Here is a 19,896-nt window from a genome sequence, read left to right as displayed (position 1 = left end):
TTACAAATTTGTTTCTATTTTATATCCGAGTCCCGGAATATTTTTTATTAAATTTGCTCCTACTTTATCACGGATACGTTTTATAAACGTTCTAATCGCAGCGTCACTCACCTTTTCTCCAACCCAAACACTATTTTTTATCTCCTCATGAAGCACTAATGTACCCAATCTTTTTACTAAAATAGAGATAAATGCCAACTCTTTTTTTGTAAGAGCTATCTCTTCTTGATTTCTTACTAAAACTCTTTTTGTCTTATTAAATGAATAACCACCGCCTATTTCTACTATATTTGTAGTGCTGATCTTATCTTGAGCCAAAACTGATATAGCTTCAAACAACTCTTCCATATCTATAGGTTTTATTATGTATTTATCTATGCCGATTTCTATAGCTTTTAGTAGTTTTTCTTTTTCACTAAATGCACTTAAAATCACTATAGGAGTATCTTTTGATATATCTCTAATCTCTTTTGACATATCAAGACCGTCCATTATAGGCATAGAAATATCGGTTACTATAACATCTGGATTAAATTTTTTGAATTTCTTAAGTCCTTCATCTCCGTTGCCAGCTAGGATGACTTTTGCAAAAATTCCCTCCATAGCACTGCCCATACTAGTTCTTATCTTGTCTTCGTCTTCTACAAATAGAACCGTAAGACTCTTTAATATATCACTCATCATTATCTCCTTTTTCTACTAAAGTCGGTATTTTTATCTCAAAACAAGTTCCAAATTTAACGTTATGCACACTTATATCGCCATTAAATTTTTCTATAATCTTTTTGTTCATATAAAGCCCAAGCCCAGTTCCTACTATAGGATGCTTTGTAGTAAAGTACGGCTCAAAAATTTTATCTTTAATATCTTCTTTTATACCTCCAGCATTATCTTGTATTTTTAATATCACAAAGCCTTTGCTCTGTTTTACTGAAACTTTTATCAATTTATTATCTATATTTATCTCTCTAAAAGCATCTCTAGCATTTGTAAAAAGATTTACAAAAACTTGAGCAAGTTCATTTTTATATCCGGTTAAAAAAATATTCTTATCATAGCTAAAATCAAGTTTTATACCATCTTTTTCAAGCGTTCTTTGAAGCATTATGGCAGCGTCTTCTACTGCGCTAGAAACTAAAAAACTCTCTTTTTTAGTATTAGAATTAAAAAAATTACGAAAATCTTCTATAGTGTTACTCATACCTTTTATAACTGTTTTTGAGTGATCATATATATCTAAAAATTCGCTATTAGGAGTATTTACGGCTTGCTTTAATCTAAATAAATCTATACTCAACTCATTTAACGGTTGTCTCCACTGATGAGCTATATTTGCTAGCATTTCACCCATATTTGCAAGTCGGCTTTGCTGAAACATAAGCTTGGTTTTTTCCTCATTTTTTGCTACTTCTTGAAGAACTCTTTGTTCGAGATTTTTATTTAGATCTATGAGTTTTTTGGTCTGTTCTGCTACTTTTTGCTCTAGTAACGAGTTTAAATCCGTCAATTCGTTTTGTGTTTTTAAAAGTCTCTCATTGAGGAGAACGACCTCAGTTACGTTATGACGTATAGCAACAAACTCTTCTATATTTCCTTTCTCATCTAGTATAGGAATAATAGTTGTATTTAGATAAAATGCGCTGCCGTCTTTAGCTTTATTTTTTACTATGGCTCTATGGACTTTTTTTGCTAAGATCGTTTCCCAAAGAATTTTAAAATTTTCGCTTGGAACATCTGGATGGCGGACTATACTATGAGGTTTTCCGATAAGCTCTTCCCTTGTATAGCCGCTGATTTTACAGAATTCGTCATTTACAAAAGTAATGTAACCCTCAATATCTGTTTTAGAAACGATATTACTTGTATCGATAGCAGCTTGATACTGTTTTAATCTTTCACTTAAATCAATCATTTTATAGCCATAAATCCTAAATATGATAAATATACACCATAAATCGCTATGATAACAGAAGTAGCTATTGTCATTGTGTGTTTGAATTTAGCACTTACAAGACCAACCGTACCGCTAAAAATCAACATAACAGGTAGAGTACTAAGACCAAATATAAACATCACAAGAAAACCGTTAAAAATACTTCCGCTACTAAGAGATAACGCCAAAAAATAATAAACAACCCCACAAGGCAATAAACCATTTAAAAAACCTAATATCATGAAAGACAGAGCGTCATTTCTTTTGCTAAACTTTTTAAAAAAACGCATTATTAAATTTCCTATTTTATCATTTTCTATAAAAGCTAACAGCTTTCCGCGCTTTATCAAAGCTATAGATAAAATAACTAGAAAAACACCGACGATAAAAAACACAAATCCTTTGGTTTTTAAATTTAATATCACGATAGAACCAAAAAAACCAAATAAAATCCCCAAGCAAACATAAGCAAAAACTCTACTTAAATGATAACTGATACTAAGAAAAACTATCTCTTTTCTGGTTTTATTTGATAATTTAGCATTATATGCCATTACAAATCCGCCGCACATTCCTATACAGTGCGATATACTAAACATAAGAGCAATGCTGATAATGCTAAATACCGTACTTATATCCATTATAGTATTTCAATAAAGTTTTTAAATATATATTTGCTCTCGTTAGGACCACTACTGGCTTCTGGATGGTGTTGCACCGAAAATACTTTACCGCCGTTATATCTAACACCTTCTATAGTGTTGTCAAAAAGATTTCTATGAGTAACAGTTGCTACTTCACTTATGGTTTCAGGAACATTATAATTATGATTTTGAGCAGTTATCTCTATACTTTTTGTTTCTAAATTTAAAACCGGATGATTTGCGCCGTGTTGTCCGAATTTAAGCTTATAAGTCTCATACCCATAAGCATTTGAAAGTAATTGATGTCCAAGACAAATTCCGAAAATAGGAAGATCTGCGGCTATAAGTTTTTTTATCTCGCCTATCTCATTTACAAGCATTTTTGGCTCGCCTGGACCATTGCTTAGAAATACTCCATTTATCTCGCCTTTTTTAAATTTGTCTATCAAAAAATCAGCTTTAACATTATGCGGATAAACTTCTACCTCAAGTCCCGCTTCACACAATTCATTTAAAATATTTCTTTTTACGCCATAATCTATGACCGCAACTTTTTTACCGATAGAACTCAAATTTCCATAGCTTTGTTTTTGATGTTTCCATGAGTTTTTAGAGTGAATATATGGCTTTTTAGTACTTACTATACTAACATAGTTTATCTCGTCTATACGCGCACTATTTTCTAATTCATGTTTTAAAATCTCTTTATCGCTTATCTCAGTCGATACAAAAGCTCTTAAATTTCCACTGTCTCTTAACATTTTTGTAAGATATCTTGTATCTAAATCATAAATTCCAAATTTACCTTGATCATAAAAAAATTTCTCTAAGCTTTTTTCACTTCTAAAATTACTTGGGGTTTGATTAAAATTACGCATAAAAACTCCGCTAGCGTGGATTTTTGCACTCTCTTCATCATTTTCATTTACTCCCACTATACCTATTTCTGGCATAGTAAAAATTATAAATTGTCCGGCGTAGCTAGGATCGGTTATTATCTCTTCATAACCTGTTAAAGAGGTATTAAATACAAGCTCGCCAAAAGCACTTCCGCCTTTTCCGAACGCTTTTGCTTCTAAATAAACTCCATTTTCTATATAAACATAAGCTTTCATTATATCATTCCTTTTTTGTGTAGCTCTTCTTCATAAAGCTTTTCAAATATCAAATCATACTCATCGGTACCAGCAATGAGCTTTCTTTTGTAATTTGCAAGCCTGTCTACTACAATATCTTCTATATCTTCATATAATTTTAAATAATTTTCTATTGCGCCATAAATTATGTTTTTAACACGGTTATCAGATACGCTATAGTCTATGAGATCTTTTTTCCATAAAAGCTCTAAAATTTCATGAGAAACGCTACTATATCTATCCTCGTAAGATAAAATTACGCCAAAATCCTTTGCAAGTTTTTTCTTTATAAGCCAAAACATATTTTTTCTATCAACTTGCATAAAATCCATCTCGTTTTCATTTTGATCTAGCACCTCTTTTACTTTATCTTCAAGTGCTCTTTCTTTATTAATATCATTTTCCAATATGCTTTGTACTACGCTGGCAACTGGCTCGATGCCGCTTTTAAAACTAACAAAACCACAATTAAAAAGGTCTAATCCAACTTTTCTTGCTATATAAGGTGCGTGTGGTAATTTGATTCGCATAAACAGCCTTTCATTATTTTGTAACAATTTTATCTAAAAAAACGTAAAAGTTAGTTAAAGGTATATGACATTACTCAAAGCTATATGAATTTTTGTATATTTTTTTATAAATTTAAAAGTTAAAGTTCATTTAACAGAACTATTATTGTCCGTAAATAGATCGTCTTTTTTTAGAATTTCGGTAAGTTCCGCCGCTGTCGCCGGATCCATTTTTGAGAGTATAGACGATATTTTTTTTGGCTCAAGCGCATAAAGTATTTTAGCTGCTTCGTCTCTAGGAAGTGAGCTTATAATATTTGCAGCAGGAGAATCTTTCATTTTTGCATATACTTCTAAAACTTTATCGGAAGTCATTGTTTTCAACTCTTCTAAAATTTTTTCATTTTTTGCAAGCATATTTTTTATATTTTCCTCTTTTTTTGAAATTTCATCTAGCGTTCTATTTACATCAAGCTCTTTTTTTGAAATTTCAGCCTCTCTTTTATCAAACAAGGATTTTGTAGCGGCTCTGTAAGCTTCTAACTCTTGTCTTGCACTGTCTATGCGTTCAAACTCGCGTGTTATCTCAGCTTTTTTAGCTTCATATATAGCATCCCAGTCATCTGCGGCTATTAAATTTAAACTTACAAATAAAAAACAGAAAACTAAGGCAAATTTCATTTTGCGTCTTTCATAAAAGAGTATCTTTGAACGGCAATTTCATCAAGATCTTTTGCTTCTTGTTTTTTTATCTTAGCTATCTCTTTTGCGGTTTCTTCTTTTTCTAAATATTTCATCTTTTCTAACTCTATATATGCTTTTTTATGTTGAAATTCGTAATGAACGATCTCTTTTTGATTTAAGATTATTTTCTCTTTTATTCTCTCTTTTTGTTCTCTCAAAAGCTTCTGCTCTTCTAAATTTATCTTTATATCCGCAGAACTACCGCCACGTGGGAATCTATGCAAATTTAACTCATCTATAATGGCGCCCATAGACTTTTTTAGCTCTTTGTCTAAAGCCCTGCATTTAGCAAGGCTTAGCTCTATTTTATTAACGTTTTCTTCTTTTACTTTTACTACTTGCGTAAATTTGTTATTCATCTTACGATAGTATCATTTCTCTCTGGACTTGTTGATATAAATCCGATTTTTACACCGGTTAATTCTTCTATTCTCTCTATATACTTTCTAGCATTCAAAGGTAAATCCTCATATTTTTTGATGCCATTTATACTATCCCAACCTTCTAATTCCTCATAAATAGGAGTTGCATTTTGGAGATCTGAAGGAAAATAATCTATAACTTCGCCTTTATACTCATATGCTTTACAAATTTTAACATTTTTAAATCCATCTAAAACATCAAGCTTCATCAAAGCGTAAGTATCTACTCCATTTAGCCTTGAAGAGTATTTTATACCGACAACATCAAGCCAGCCGCAACGTCTTTTTCTACCTGTTGTAGTACCAAACTCTTTACCTATCTCGCATAGATTTTCACCATCACTGCCAAGATCTTCGGTAGGGAAAGCACCATTTCCGACTCTAGTTGAATATGCCTTTATGATACCGATAACTTTGCCTATGCTTTTTGGACTAAGGCCCAAACCGGTGCAAGCCCCTGCAGATACGGTATTTGAGCTAGTCACGTATGGATATGTTCCGTGATCTATATCAAGAAGAGTTCCTTGCGCTCCTTCAAGCAAAACTTTTTTATTATCATCCATAGCTCTCCATAAAAGCTCGGTTGTATTTGTGATAAAAGGAGCTAAAACATCTTTAAATCTAACCAAATCAGCTAAAATTTTGTCTTTAGGAGGTATTTCTATACTAAGAGCGTCAAAATACGGTTTATTTGATTCAAAATCTTTCATAAGACTCTCACAAAGTGCTTTTGGATCTAAAAGCTCACCTACTCTATGTCCGCTTCTGCTGATTTTGTCTGAATATGCAGGTCCTATACCTTTACCAGTAGTACCTATAGCTTTATCACCTTTTAGTCTCTCTTTGGCTTGATCTATTAATGAGTGATGAGCTAGGTTTAGATGTGCTCTATCGCTTATAAAAAATCTACCTTCTAAATGATCAAACTGAGCCATCTCGCTAATCAAAACTTCAGGATTTACAACGACACCGTTTCCTATAATATTTATAATATTTTTATGTAAAATTCCGCTTGGAACTAAGTGTAAAGCGTATCTCATACCATCAACCCATATAGTATGTCCTGCATTATGTCCTCCACCGCTTCTACATACTACGTCATAATTTTGTGAAAGCATATCTACTATTTTGCCCTTGCCTTCATCTCCCCATTGTATTCCAACAATCAAATCCGCCTTTGTCATAAAAAGTCCTTTATTTACTTAAATTTTCTATCAAAGCGTCACTAAAAATAGCAAAACCAACAGAAACTTTGCCATCTATCTCATAGCTGCCACCGCCACTTAAAATATAATTATCGCATAAAAACCTAAAAAATAGCTTATCATAATATCTCATTTTAGAATAATAGAGCGGTGCATACACTCTATTTTCATATCCGCTAGCCAAATCTTTTATCGAATTTAAAGGCTCTCTTAGCTCAGATGGAACTATTTTTATAACCTCATCGATATCTTTATCGTTTTTTATATTTGCTAATCTATTTAACCAGTTTAAATTTTGATTCAAAATCAACTCAAGTCTTCCGTTTTCAAATACGCTAATTGGCAAATCCAGAAGTTTGCATATTATTTTCGGAATTTCTATATTGCTGATTTGTAAATGAGGCTTTATGTGAAGCTCGTCAAATAGTTCTGCGGCTATATTTATACATTTTAATAAATCATTAGAATCTAAAATTTCGGCTCCGATTTGATAAATTTCACTACTAGGATACTTAAAAACAGGCTGGATATAAAACCATTTTTTCGTACTCATATCTTTAAGTCTTTTTGTAGCTATTCTTACTACATCTACCGTGCTATCGGCCCTTAAACTTATCTCGTGATTTGTACTATCTGAAAATCTTAATAGCTTTTGAGGTGCTACGCTTAAATGCTGATGATAACTAAAATACGGAGTTATAATCTCGCTAAATCCATACTTTTCTAAAATCACACTAGCCCTGTTTTCTATATCTCTTTTTAATTTAGCACTATTTCCAAAATACAACTTTGAGCCGTCTGGAATTTCATGTTCATAAATAATCTTATTTGTATAATTCAAATTTATTCTCCGATTATGGTGTTTAAAATATTTAATTTTTTATGTTCTAACTCATTTAGCAAATACGCTATCTCCTCTTTGTTTATAAAATTACTACTAAATACCAAAGTTATAAGTTTATCTGCTTCTTTGCAGGATTCCGGCACTTCTTTTAGCCTATCAAACTCGTCATATACTTTTCTATAAGTAGAGTAATCAAATATAGAAGTGTTATAATTTTCTATAGATATTATAATCTGCTTAATAGCATTTATTTGATATATGATAAATTTATAAAGCGGTATCTTTTCTAAATTTGGATTAAAAACTCGTTTAATATAAATTGTATTTATCATATCTGATATATCATCTTTAAATATCGGTTTGCTTATAAAATTGCCTTGTAGCTCTACAAAGCCTATATTTGCAACTATGTTGTAGATATACTCATTTTCTACACCTTTAATTATAGCACGTTTTTTAAACGCGCTACATATATTTAATATAGTCTGCAACATATCTACATTATCTGCTCTATCAAGCAGCTCAAGAGCATATTTTTTATTTATTTTATATGTATTTGTAGGAGCAGTTTTCATAGTGTTAGCAAGTGATAAGCTTGACCCAAAATCATCAAATACAAACTTTATACCTAGATCTTCATATATTACTAAATTTAATATCTCGTTTTCAATATCTTTTACCGACATAGCGTCTGTTATCTCTATTTCAAGCATATCAAATCTTAAATCGCTATTTTTATAAAGATCTTTAAATTTAGCAAAAAAGATCTCGTCGTTTAGCTGTTCAAACGGTATATTGATACTTAATTTTATCCCTTTATTAAAAATATCTTCAGAATCTCTAAGAGCATTTATAATAATCCATATAGTAAGTTCATCAAACCAGACTTTATCGCTAAATATATGCAAGAAATCCACAGGAAGCATTATACCTTTTTGCGGATGTTTCCATCTAAGAAGAACTTCAAAACTTGTGATTTTCGCATCTTTTATATTGACTACTGGTTGGTACATCAAGAAAAACTCATCGGAATCAAATTTATCTTTAGATAATAAACTCTCATTATACTGGTTAAAAATTTCATCTCTATTTTCATCAAATATATAATATCTATTTTTACCAGATAACTTAGCATGATACATCGCCCAATCTGCTCTTTTTAATAGATCTTCCATAGATATATCACTATGTCTATCATAAAATGCTACGCCTATGCTTGTGCTTACTTGAATTTTGTTGCTATTGATAACCGTTTTATCACGAGCAGCTAAAAGCATATCGTCTAAGATCTTAATAAGAGCATTCTCATCGCTTACATCATTAATGAGAGCTACAAACTCATCTCCTCCGAAACGCGCTATCAAATTATCGCCATTTGATATAATACCTTGCATACGACTAGATATAGCTACTAAAAGCCCATCTCCGCAATTATGCCCATAAGTATCATTTGCTTTTTTAAATCCGTCTAAATCCAGATATATAACAGCTATTTTTTTGCCGTTCTCTTTAACGTTATTCATAGCTATAGCAAGTTTTTCTAATAATAAAAATCTATTTGGAAGCTTTGTAAGAGGATCATAATGAGCTATTTTTTCTAATCTTGTTTCATTCTCTTTAATATACGTAATATCATAAAATATAGCAACATAATGCTGAACTTCATCAAGCTGATTTTTGACTGCACTTATAGTTAGAATTTCTGGATATATTTGACCGTTTTTTCTTTTATTCCAAATTTCACCGCGCCAAAAACCGCTTTGCTTTATATCTGCCCATATTTTAGCATAGAATTTATTATTATGACGATCTGATTTTAGCATATTTGGATATTTGCCTCTTACTTCTTCTTTGCCGTATCCAGTGATTTGAACAAAAGCGTCATTTACATCTAATATCAAACCGTTTAGATCAGTTATCATAATGCCTTCTCTAGAGTAAGAAAATACACTAGCTATGAGTTGCAACTGTGCTTCAGACTCTTTTTTGATGGTGATATCTTCAAGCATTCCAGATATCAAATTTGGAGTTCCATCAAGATTAGATGTCGCGGTTTTTGCTTTTATGCATACCCAAATATATCTTCCATCTTTAGCTATACATCTGATCTCGGTATTTATGCTTGGACTAAGTCCTTTTAGATAGTTATCCCACGCTAAAACTACTTTATCTAAATCGCTTTTATATACTATTTTTGATATATTTTCAGAGTTAATAACTCCCAGATCATCACTATTTCGATATCCTAGTAAATTTATAAAGCTATTTGAAAATGTATATACACGCTTTTTAATATCATATTCAAAAGACATTCCAGAAGTAGCCCAAAGTAGATTTTGGTACTTATTTATCTTATCTTTAAATATATCTTCTGTAAGCTTTTGATTTGTACTATTAAACATAAACACAGTAACAAACATATCGCCGTTTGCATCTTTTGATATCTTGATAAATACTTTAAACCAGTCGTAATTGCCGTTTGAAAGCTTTATACGACAAAGCCTATCAAGCTCATTATCCGTCTCGTAAGGCGTATCTATAAGCTTCATTCTATGTTTTATATCTACAATTAAATTTGCTATATCTTCTTTATGAATTATACTTCTAAAACTAAAATTTTTAAATAAAATATCTTCGATGTTATATCCTAATATATCAGATACGTTATTAGAAATTTGAATTATTTTCCAGTTTTCATCTACTTTAAAAGTAGCTATTAATATAGGGCTTGAGAGCAATAGATGTTTCTCTTTATTTAAATTTTCTATCATTTTTTGATTTTCGGTTGCGTCCCAAATAATCATAAAATAAAAATCATTTAAATAAGAGCTTACCGGAGTGATTTTTATCTGAACTATTTTTAGATCGCCGTTTGCTAGTCTGTGAGAACAGTAGATATTTTCATCGTCATTCATATCTGCTAATTTGCTATAAGAATAATCATACAAACTAGTTGCTTGTAAATCAAATACATTCATAGTAAGAAGCATATCTTTATCATAACCGTAAAACTCTATAGCAGACTCGCTCGCTTCTATAATCTGCCCATTTTTTGCATCTACAAATAGTATTTTTATAGAGCTTTTTTGAAATATCAAAGCATACTGTTCTTTATAATCTCTAAGATCATTTTTTGCTATAACTTGACTTGTGTATAAATTTAATATTTCATAGCAAATGTCGTCAAAATCTTTATTTGATTTAAATTTATTAACATCGATTTCGCCTATTTCTAATCCAGACAAAAGACTTTTTAGCTTGCTAATAGGAGATATAACATTTCGCTTTAAAAATATTATATTATCTATCAAAACCAAACAAGCAAATACCAACAGTATGATAGCTACTGCGATTACTACTAAATACGAGTTAAATATATCGAAAAACGGCTCTTTTGATATGATGGCTAAATTTAAACCTTTGTTAAACTCTACTGAATAAAAACTAAGTTGTTTTGTAGAATAATCAACCGAAAGATGCATCTTTTGGCTATTTTTCCAATCATAATCTATGTTAAACGTATCGTATATATTGCTACCTATGGAATCTAAAACTATAAAACCCTCAGAATCCATCATATACGAATACTTGTTTGCATCATCTAAAAGAGCAAATGAGGCAAGCTTTGAAGCGTCAAGCATACCAACTAAATTTACTCCATTAACATAAGGCAAAATAATAAATATATTCGGATGATCAGGCTCTAAATATATAAATTTAGATATAAAAAATCCATATTTGTTAAAATGATCTTTATAATTAAATAGTTTTAATGAGCTAAGATCGTTTTGAAATTTCGAATATGATTTTATAATGGTAAAGTTGTTATCCGTTAAAAATATACCATCTAAGATATCATTATCTGCGATAGTTTCATAAAACTCTTCATCGCTGATATTATCTTCTAAAAGATATGCTAACTCAGAGTGTATAGTCTCAAGCTTACTCATAACTCTCATCATATGATAAGAATTTGATCTTTTTAATCCGTCTTCTAATTTATAGAGTTCAACGAATATTATAAAAGATAAAAAGCAGACTATAGATCCTACGCATAAGATAAATATTAGGTAGGCTCTTTTCAAAAGCCCAGAAGAAAGCGATACGTCGCCCTTGTCCACGAACATAAAAAACCTTACCTACAAATAATTTGTAAAATTTGGCGAGAGAGTGAGTGAATCGAACACCCCGCGAAACGGTCAACCGCCCCGCCACATGATTTGAAGTCACAGAACGCCACCAGGTCGTTTTACTCTCCAACAAGATAAGCTAAGTTAAGATTTTAGCAAAATTTTTATAAATTTGAGTTGAATATATCCGATATGTAATTTTTTAAGCTCATTTTAGATAGAATGAAATAAAAATTATAATACTAAACTAATTATCATGAAATATATATTCCTAATTTTCTTAGCTTTAATGTTTAGCGGATGTCTAACAACAATAGGCACAGGTATGAACGCCAACACGATTTATAATGTTTATAGCGTTTCGCAAGACGAGAGGGGAATTTACTCCATTATAAGAGATAAAGTCATCAAAACAAAAATTCAAGCCAAAATAGCAAGCACAAAAAATCTTAGCAATTTCGATATAGATGTAGAGTCATTTTGGGGAGAAGTTCTGCTTATAGGCGAAGTAGATAATGTTGAGCAAAAATTAGAATTAGTAGATATCGCAAAAAACAGTAGCGGCGTCAGAAAGATAAAAACATATATAAGATTAAAAAGCGATAGAGAGTGCAGCTCATCTGATGAAATTGCGATTTTAGCTCAGCTTAAAAAAGAGCTATTTTCAGATAGTCTTATAAATGGAACAAACATAGGCGTAAGCGTAGTTCAATGCGATGTAGTTTTTAGTGGAGTAGTAGATAAAATAGAACAAGAAAAAAGAGCTATTTGGTATGCTATGCATACAAAAAACGTCAGAGAAATTTACTCTTTTTTGATAGTTTTAGAATGAAATGATAGTATAAGCGCTGGAAGCAATACTAAAGCACCCAAAAGCATCATCACCATAACAAGATCTGTTAAAACTCCAAAGTATATCGTAGGCCAAAAGTTACTAAAACTCATCACGCTAAATCCTAAAAATACGGCAAATGAGGTATAGTACATAGCATACCCTATGCTAGCATGACTTGATTTTATGGCTTCTATTTTATCTTTTGTTCTTATCTCGATCTTGTATCTATGGATATAATGGATTATATCATCAACACCGATTCCTAAGCTAATAGCAGCTATCGTGATACTCATTATATCAAGCGGAATATTTGCTATACCCATAACTCCAAAAACCATACAAAGCGGAACTAAATTTGAAACAATACCGATAATAGATAGTTTTATACTCTTAAATATAAAAACAAATACAATAAAAAGAGCTAAAACGACAAAAACAAACGTATCTACTTGAGAAGAAAATAAATTTTGAAGCATATTATTATAAAGCACCATAACGCCGCTAACATTAGCGCTCACTTCATCATTAGCAAGCAAAATTTCAAGATCTTTTTTCAAGCTTTTTATAAACTCGTCCCGCCTTAAATTCTCATCACTATCAATAGTTCTAATCACAAAATGAACTTCATTATCTTCTATGCTCACAAATGGAGTTAATAAAACTTTTTTATACTCATCGGGCAACCCATTGTATAAAATCGCCAAGCTAAGAGAATCTAACTCTTTACCGCCGTTTAAGTTTTTGCCGACTTCTAAAAGAGTGCCTAAAGAGCTTACGTTTCCTATAAAATTTCTATCTTCTAAAAATTTAGTAACCTTTTTCACTATATCCATTTTATAGCTTGAAAACCAGTATTCAGGATCACCTACTTTAGCATTAAACTCGCTTTCAAAATCATCTAAAATATCATTTTGATGATCCGAATTTAAAGCGGAACTATCTTTAAATTTAATTGTTATATCAAGAGGAACTGTTCCACCGAGTTTTTTATCTATAACCTCCATACCTCTGTAAATTTCGGTATTTTGCTTGAAATATCCTATAAAACTATTTTCTACTCTTAATTGAGCAATTCCGTAAATTCCGACCATAACAATGACAAAACTAACTAAATATATTGTTTTTCTATAATTAATCGCAGCTTGAGCACACCAAATAGTAAGCTTAAAACTATTTTCAAAACTTCTTTTAGGCTCTTTTTTATCCAAAAGAGCGAGAAGACTTCCAAAAACTACAAACGATATTATCAATGATACACTTATGCCAAAACTCATCATCGCGCCAAGCATAATAATAGGCTTGATATCGCTCAAACAAAGAGAAAAAAATCCGATAACGGTTGTAAAAATAGCGAAAAAACAAGGATTTGCGCGAGATTGCAAAGTAAGATAAATTAGCTGTATTTGAGTATATTTTGGATGCAATAAATAGAGTTCTCTATACGCGACTATCAGATGTATAACTACAGAAATAGTAATTATAAGCTGCAAAGCAACATAGTTTGAGCTGATAACTGTTATTTCATAGCCAAAAAATCCAAAAATACCGCTCGCCGAAACTACGCTTAAAAAACATACTAAAACAGGTATAATTATAAATCTAATTTGCCTAAAAAATAACCACAAACAAAATATCAACAAAAGCAGCACACTAATACCGTATGTGATAAGATCGTTTTTAACATATCCTACCATATCATCGGCTATCATATTTATACCACCTAAAAACAGCTTCTCATCGCCGCTATATTTGCGTAGAACGCTCTTTATATTCTCTATATTTTCATGCTCTTTTTCGCGAAGTTCATCTCTATAAATTTTAAATTCTTTATTTAAATTTAGGAGTTCTTGCTTTTCATATTTATTTATAGTACCGTTTTTATCTTTTAAATTTAAAAAATCCTTTTTTTGTATATATTCATTATATTTTTCATTTGTTTTTAAATTTATAACAATTGCAGTCGTAATAAAATCGCTGCTTACTAGACTATTTTTATAAAGTGCGCTAGTTAAAAATTCATTTTTAGCTGCAGTTTTATTTATATCTTTATCCATTAAATTTGGAATATGTTTTATAAGATCACTTAAAGGGACATTGCTATTTTGCAAAAGAGGTGCATTTAGTATAGAAAAAACGCTAATTACACCATTAATTTTTTCTAGTTCGTCGGATATTATTTTTATTTTTTCAAGAGTTTTATCCGATAAAAGATCATTATTTGGGGTATAAGCGGCAACTAAAAAATTAGGCGTTTCATATCTCTTTGAAACTTCTCTATAAACAAAAAGTTCGCGATCGTTTTCCAAAAGCAGAGTCTGAGTTGAAGCGTCTATTTCAAGTTTCGTTGTAAAATATCCGAAAAACAGACAGATAATAATGCTTAATGTTAAAACAGTTTTTGGAAAAGCAACAACTGTTTTAAAGGCTTTTTTCATTATTTGGCTTTGGTTTCATTGTTATCTAACAAACTAGTAACCTCTAAACGTTTTAAAATATCATCAAAGCTTACATTTTGACTTAAATCTTCAAATTGAGATCTATAAGTTTGAATAATACTAACACCCAATATATCAACATCATAAATCAAAAAATTATCACCGCTAGCACGGTGAAATTTAAAAACTATGTTATATTTATCTGCTTCATTTACGATAATCGAATTCACAAAAAATCTATTTTTATTTGGCATAGTAGTACTTTGTATCTCTATAACTTGATCGGTATAATAAGCAAGTTTATCCGTAAAAGACTGCTTGAGCTTTTTTTCAAACACGTTTTTAAACTGAATTTGTTGTTCTTTATCAAGAGTTTTATACTGTTTTGAAAGTGCGAGTTTTGCCATAAGATCATAGTCAAAATACCCATCAAATAGCTCGAACATCTTTTTTGGTTTATCGGCTTCAGATATCGCCTTATTTTGCATAACTAAAACTGCTTTTTTAAGATCTTCTCTCATAACCGGCTCTATCTGTGAAAGCTCTAAACTAAATCCTAAACTAAAAAATATTAAATTTAAAAATATAAATTTTCTCAAATTCATTCCTTTATAAGAGCATCTCGTCTTTGCTCATATGTATTTTTGATAAATGGATAAAGATCTATCGCATCTTTTATAATTCTCTCATAAAGTTCCGGATCTTTTGAACCTTCATTTACTTTTTGGAATGTGAATGCGGCGAAATTTATAAATTTACTATCTTTTGCCCACCATACGTTCATATATGTTATCGGACTAGCGTAACAATCTCCTACCAAACCAAACATATCTCTAAGATTTGATTGACCAAAGATAGGTAAGACAACAGGAAAACCGCTTCCAACTCCCCAATATCCAAGAGTCTGACCAAAATCCTCATCATGTTTGGCTAAACCATAAACATTAGTTGCCGCGTCGCTTATACCGCCAAATCCAACTATGGTATTAGCTATAAACCTAAGAGTCTCTTCACCGGCATTTTTAAATTTAAATTGCAAAATATTATTTACAAATCTAAGCGGATAAAGTATATTATCAAAAAAGTTACTGATCGCCATTTGAGCCTCATTTGGAATAATAAAATCATAACCTTTAAACGTAGGAATAAAAATATTTTTATAAATCATATCATTGAAATTCGTCATAGCTCTATTATATCCACTTAGAGGATCAATAGAACTAGGGCTTTTGAACTCATCTTCAAATGAATCCATCTGTATATCATTAGCCCAAGATATATGAAAAAACAGCAAAACCGCCATAAGAAATCTCATAAAACTCCAATTTATACCACAATAGTGGGAACAATTTTATATAAATCAACCTTTAGTTTTAATAAAATAACTTTATGCGCAAAATTTAGGTCATTTTAATTTACAAGCCATTTGCTAAATAAGTATAAAATACCAAAAAGCAATTTTATAAAAAGGTAAAGAAATGAAAGCAGATGTTAGCTTAGAATTATTCTTAAACAGCGACACGGCTATACTAGAAAAACATATAAGGCTGCTTAAAGCCATAGAAAAAACAAAAAGTATTACTAAAGCTGCTCAAGCTGAAGATATATCATATAAAAATGCATGGGACTCGCTTGATTTTTTAAATAATCGTTCTAAATTTCCATTAATAGTAAGAGTAAACGGAAATAGAAAAAATAGCGGTAGCGAGCTTAGCGATTACGCTAAAAAGCTTATAAAAACTTATGAAGTTATACTAAAAGCTCAAAAAATTTTCCTAGATGAAATTTGTAAAAATGAAGATATAAATGAAGATATAATCAACAACCTACAAAGGATGAATATGAAATTAAGTGCTAGAAATCAACTTTTAGTTGAGATAACAGATATAAAAACAGGCGCGGTAAATTCAGAAATAACCGCCAAACTTAGCAATGGAAACAAACTAAGAGCAACTATAACAGTAGAGAGTGAAAAAGATCTTGGACTAAAAGTAGGAAAAGAGGTTCTTTTTATATTTAAAGCCCCTAGCGTAGTACTTGGAAAACAAGATGGAGAAAAAGATATAAAGATATCAGCTGCAAACAAGATCAAAGGTAAAGTTACAGAGGCGAAGCTCGGAGCAGTAAATGCGGAAATTACTATAGAAATAAACGATCAACAAAAAATCACAGCTATAATAACAAATGAATCTGCTCAAGATATGAGAATCAATGTAGGTGATGATATTTTAGTATTTATCAAAGCTAGTAATATTTTAATAGGAGCTTAAAACATAGCGGAGATATCTCCGCTAATCTCTAAACTTAAAAAAACAATCATTTAAAATTAAATATAAATATATAATTTATATGCTAAAAAATACTATTTTATGATATAATTTCGCATATAAATTTTAAATATCAAGGAGAATGGATGAAAAAATTACTGCTCATCGTCGCTTTTGTCATAGTCGGTTTTGCAAGTGAGTTAAACGTGGCTGCAGCTGCAAACACAACATACGCTTTTGAAGATATAAAAAAAGAGTTTAAAAAACTTTATCCGGATGCGAATTTGAACGTAAGTTTAGGATCTAGCGGAAAGCTAGTTGCTCAGATAAAAAACGGAGCTCCGTTTGAACTATTTATGTCAGCAGATATGAACTATGCAAACACGCTTTATAAAGATGGCTTTGCACTAAATGACGCTGTTATATATGCAAAAGGTAAAGTTGCTATGCTCTCAGTACGCGGATTTGATGTGACAAAAGGTTTAGAAGTCTTAAAAGATCCAAAAATCAAAACTATAGTGATAGCAAATCCAAAAACTGCACCTTATGGGGCTGCTAGTATAGAGGCTTTTAAAAATGCGGGAATTTATGACGCTATAAAAGATAAAATAGTAGAAGCAGGAAGTATAGGCGAAGCTCTAAGTCAAACTTTAAAAGCTGGCGATATAGGTTTTGTAGCAGCTAGCGCTATGTACAGCCCAAAAATGGCTGAGTATAAAGAAGGAAAAGAGTTTAATTTAGTAGATAGCAAACTTTATACAACAATAGATCAAGGTATAGTAATATTAAAAAACGGCGAGAAAAATAAACTTGCTAAAGATTTTTACGACTTTATCTTAGGGGAAAAAGGTAAAGAAATATTTGCAAAATACGGCTATGAATTTTAATGCAAGCAGTCGTTAGAGAGATAAAAATAGCTCATCAAGTGTGTGAAATAAAATTTTCATCGCAAGTTGGTGAGCTATTTATGCTCGGACTTGAGCTGCAAGATGATATCAAAATAGGCTCAAAAGTACTGCTCGGTTTTAAAAATAGCGATATAGCACTATCTTCTCACAAACAAATTAGCACTAGAAATAACTTTTGTGTCTCCATAACAAATATCAATGCAGGTGAAATAATATCTACAATAAATTTGAACTCAAATGGATTTATCTTTGAAACCGTATTAAGCTCAAATTTGATAAACGAGTTTAAAATAGGAGAGGAAATTTGGGCTTGTTTGAATGAAACATCTCTTTATATAAGTGAAATTTTATGATAGATATCTCTTGTCAAAAATCTCTTAGCGACAGTTTTCATCTTGATGTAAATTTTCAGATAAAAAAGGGAGATTTTGTAGCTTTTTACGGTAAAAGCGGAAGCGGTAAAACTACTATTTTAAGAATTATCGCAGGATTTTTAAAACCAGACAACGGATATATAAAAAACGGATCTTTAGTATATTGTGATAAAAACTACTATTTAGAACCGCAAAAGAGAAATATCGGTTATCTATTTCAAGACTACGCATTATTTCCAAATATGAGCGTGATAAAAAATCTTTTATTTGCAAATAATGACAAAAAACTTGCCAATGAACTTTTAAACTTAGCAGGGCTCGATGAACACAAAAACTCAAGCATCAATGCGCTTTCAGGCGGTCAAAAACAGCGCGTTGCGCTTGCTAGAGCTTTGATGAGAAAACCGGATATTTTGTTACTCGACGAGCCGCTTTCGGCTTTGGATAATGAAATAAGACAAAAATTGCAAGATTATCTCCTAAAAATACATGAAAACTTTGGTATGACTATAATTTTAGTAAGTCATGATGTAGGTGAAATTTATAAATTAGCAAATGTAGTATATGAGCTAAACAATGGAAAGATGATAAATATAGGCACGCCATCAGAGATTTTCTTAAAACCATCTGGCTCGCAAAAGTTTAGTTTTCACGCAAAAATACTAGAAATTCAAAAACGAGATACGATCTATGTTGTTATAGCAGAATGCGCAAATCAAATAAGCGAAGTAGTTCTTACCAAAAATGAAGTTTTAAATTTAAAAACGGGCGATATAGTAACTCTAAGTGCAAAAGCATTTAAAATATCGATAAAAGGTATAAAATGATAGATTGGACACCGTTTTTACTATCTTTTAAGTTAGCCCTTATCTCAAGTTTAATACTTTTTACCTTTTCTCTTCCACTTGCTTACATAATCGCAAGAACTGAATTTAAAGCCAAACCGATGGTTGAAGCAGTCATATCGCTTCCTTTAGTACTTCCACCGTCGGTTCTTGGATTTTATATGTTAATTTTTCTATCTCCATACTCGTTTTTAGGCAAATTTCTTGAAGCAAATTTTGACGTCAGACTTGTTTTTAACTTCACTGGACTTATCATAGCAAGTTGCGTATACTCTCTCCCGTTTATGTTTCAGCCTCTTTTAGCAGGATTTAAATCTATGCCGAACTCGCTTATAGAAGCTAGTTACTCCCTTGGAAAGAGCAAATTTAAAACTTTAATTTATGTAGCTATGCCAAATATAAAACCGTCTTTGCTAACAGCTTTTATAGTAAGTTTCGCTCACACTTTAGGCGAATTCGGCGTTGTTTTGATGATAGGCGGAAGTATAGGCGGCGAAACTAAAGTTGCAAGTATTGCGATTTATGACGCTGTTGAACTTTTGGACTACGATTTGGCTCATATATACTCAGGAGTGATGCTAGCTATTAGCTTTACAGTGCTGTTTTTGGTGTATTATATTAACCATAAAATAGCAAAAAAATAGTATAATTAACAAAAAAAGGAT

The 19,896-nt window shown here is 31.1% G+C and carries 19 protein-coding genes and 1 tRNA gene; 6 read left to right on the top strand and 14 right to left on the bottom strand.

Features of this window, described 5'->3' with window-relative positions; translation table 11 throughout:
• From DQN38_RS01895 to DQN38_RS08880, 11 genes are all read right to left on the bottom strand, one after another.
• A complete protein-coding gene (locus tag DQN38_RS01895; protein WP_002848548.1) occupies positions 1–681 on the bottom strand; it encodes a response regulator transcription factor in 681 nt (226 codons plus the stop codon).
• Positions 674–1,912 carry a PAS domain-containing sensor histidine kinase gene (locus DQN38_RS01890; RefSeq protein WP_011731792.1) on the bottom strand — a complete coding sequence of 413 codons (1,239 nt, stop codon included), beginning with the start codon at positions 1,910–1,912 and terminating at the stop codon, positions 674–676. The genes DQN38_RS01895 and DQN38_RS01890 overlap by 8 nt, the downstream gene beginning before the upstream one ends.
• Complete coding sequence (locus tag DQN38_RS01885) at positions 1,909–2,574, bottom strand: sulfite exporter TauE/SafE family protein (RefSeq protein ID WP_038452860.1); 666 nt, start codon at positions 2,572–2,574, stop codon at positions 1,909–1,911. Before DQN38_RS01885 ends, DQN38_RS01890 begins: the two co-directional genes overlap by 4 nt.
• On the bottom strand, positions 2,574–3,692 hold the full coding sequence (gene carA / locus DQN38_RS01880) for a glutamine-hydrolyzing carbamoyl-phosphate synthase small subunit (protein ID WP_002848544.1): 1,119 nt from the start codon (positions 3,690–3,692) through the stop codon (positions 2,574–2,576). The genes DQN38_RS01885 and carA overlap by 1 nt, the downstream gene beginning before the upstream one ends.
• Positions 3,692–4,243 carry a DUF507 family protein gene (locus tag DQN38_RS01875; protein ID WP_065843873.1) on the bottom strand — a complete coding sequence of 184 codons (552 nt, stop codon included), beginning with the start codon at positions 4,241–4,243 and terminating at the stop codon, positions 3,692–3,694. Before DQN38_RS01875 ends, carA begins: the two co-directional genes overlap by 1 nt.
• 126 nt (positions 4,244–4,369) lie before the next feature.
• Entirely contained in the window at positions 4,370–4,903 is a 534-nt protein-coding gene (locus tag DQN38_RS01870; RefSeq protein WP_002848540.1) for a MotE family protein, read from the bottom strand.
• Positions 4,900–5,325: a flagellar export protein FliJ gene (locus tag DQN38_RS01865; RefSeq protein ID WP_002848538.1), complete on the bottom strand. Its 426-nt coding sequence runs from the start codon at positions 5,323–5,325 to the stop codon at positions 4,900–4,902. The genes DQN38_RS01870 and DQN38_RS01865 overlap by 4 nt, the downstream gene beginning before the upstream one ends.
• Entirely contained in the window at positions 5,322–6,572 is a 1,251-nt protein-coding gene (locus DQN38_RS01860; RefSeq protein WP_002848536.1) for an adenylosuccinate synthase, read from the bottom strand. The genes DQN38_RS01865 and DQN38_RS01860 overlap by 4 nt, the downstream gene beginning before the upstream one ends.
• Before the next feature lie 10 nt (positions 6,573–6,582).
• On the bottom strand, positions 6,583–7,434 hold the full coding sequence (locus DQN38_RS01855; RefSeq protein WP_002848535.1) for an ATP phosphoribosyltransferase regulatory subunit: 852 nt from the start codon (positions 7,432–7,434) through the stop codon (positions 6,583–6,585).
• A gap of 2 nt (positions 7,435–7,436) precedes the next feature.
• Positions 7,437–11,564: a PAS domain S-box protein gene (locus tag DQN38_RS01850; RefSeq protein WP_024305327.1), complete on the bottom strand. Its 4,128-nt coding sequence runs from the start codon at positions 11,562–11,564 to the stop codon at positions 7,437–7,439.
• 33 nt (positions 11,565–11,597) lie between these two features.
• Positions 11,598–11,695 (bottom strand) — tRNA-Sec (locus tag DQN38_RS08880).
• Positions 11,696–11,823: 128 nt separating this feature from the next.
• Between DQN38_RS08880 and DQN38_RS01845 the strand changes: the two genes are divergently transcribed.
• The gene (locus DQN38_RS01845; RefSeq protein WP_065843875.1) at positions 11,824–12,399 is read left to right on the top strand and encodes a BON domain-containing protein; all 576 of its coding nucleotides are present in this window, start codon (positions 11,824–11,826) and stop codon (positions 12,397–12,399) included.
• Here DQN38_RS01845 and DQN38_RS01840 read toward each other — a convergent pair.
• From DQN38_RS01840 to DQN38_RS01830, 3 genes are read right to left on the bottom strand one after another with little or no spacing between them, the layout of a single operon-like run.
• A complete protein-coding gene (locus DQN38_RS01840) occupies positions 12,372–14,837 on the bottom strand; it encodes an efflux RND transporter permease subunit (RefSeq protein ID WP_065843876.1) in 2,466 nt (821 codons plus the stop codon). The genes DQN38_RS01845 and DQN38_RS01840 overlap by 28 nt on opposite strands.
• Entirely contained in the window at positions 14,837–15,436 is a 600-nt protein-coding gene (locus tag DQN38_RS01835; RefSeq protein WP_002848523.1) for a Tgt2/MlaC family protein, read from the bottom strand. Before DQN38_RS01835 ends, DQN38_RS01840 begins: the two co-directional genes overlap by 1 nt.
• Before the next feature lie 2 nt (positions 15,437–15,438).
• Positions 15,439–16,152, bottom strand: coding sequence for an MlaA family lipoprotein (locus DQN38_RS01830; RefSeq protein WP_065843877.1), 714 nt, complete (start codon positions 16,150–16,152; stop codon positions 15,439–15,441).
• A gap of 163 nt (positions 16,153–16,315) precedes the next feature.
• On the opposite strand from DQN38_RS01830, the gene DQN38_RS01825 reads away from it, so the two are divergent.
• The 5 genes from DQN38_RS01825 to modB all read left to right on the top strand — a co-directional run bounded on the left by DQN38_RS01825 (position 16,316) and on the right by modB (position 19,875).
• Positions 16,316–17,107 carry a TOBE domain-containing protein gene (locus DQN38_RS01825; RefSeq protein WP_002848519.1) on the top strand — a complete coding sequence of 264 codons (792 nt, stop codon included), beginning with the start codon at positions 16,316–16,318 and terminating at the stop codon, positions 17,105–17,107.
• A 143-nt stretch (positions 17,108–17,250) separates the two neighbouring features.
• Positions 17,251–17,991, top strand: a complete 741-nt coding sequence (gene modA / locus DQN38_RS01820) for a molybdate ABC transporter substrate-binding protein (RefSeq protein ID WP_002848517.1) — start codon at positions 17,251–17,253, stop codon at positions 17,989–17,991.
• The gene (locus DQN38_RS01815) at positions 17,991–18,365 is read left to right on the top strand and encodes a hypothetical protein (RefSeq protein ID WP_010400138.1); all 375 of its coding nucleotides are present in this window, start codon (positions 17,991–17,993) and stop codon (positions 18,363–18,365) included. Before modA ends, DQN38_RS01815 begins: the two co-directional genes overlap by 1 nt.
• A complete protein-coding gene (locus tag DQN38_RS01810; protein WP_002848514.1) occupies positions 18,362–19,213 on the top strand; it encodes an ABC transporter ATP-binding protein in 852 nt (283 codons plus the stop codon). Before DQN38_RS01815 ends, DQN38_RS01810 begins: the two co-directional genes overlap by 4 nt.
• Positions 19,210–19,875, top strand: a complete 666-nt coding sequence (modB, locus tag DQN38_RS01805; RefSeq protein WP_002848512.1) for a molybdate ABC transporter permease subunit — start codon at positions 19,210–19,212, stop codon at positions 19,873–19,875. The genes DQN38_RS01810 and modB overlap by 4 nt, the downstream gene beginning before the upstream one ends.
• Positions 19,876–19,896 lie beyond the last annotated feature (21 nt).

The sequence above is a fragment of the Campylobacter fetus subsp. fetus genome, from assembly GCF_900475935.1.
GTDB classification, from domain to species: domain Bacteria; phylum Campylobacterota; class Campylobacteria; order Campylobacterales; family Campylobacteraceae; genus Campylobacter; species Campylobacter fetus.
The sequence above is the reverse complement of the archived record's forward strand: the minus strand, read 5'-3'. Positions and strand labels throughout refer to the sequence as shown.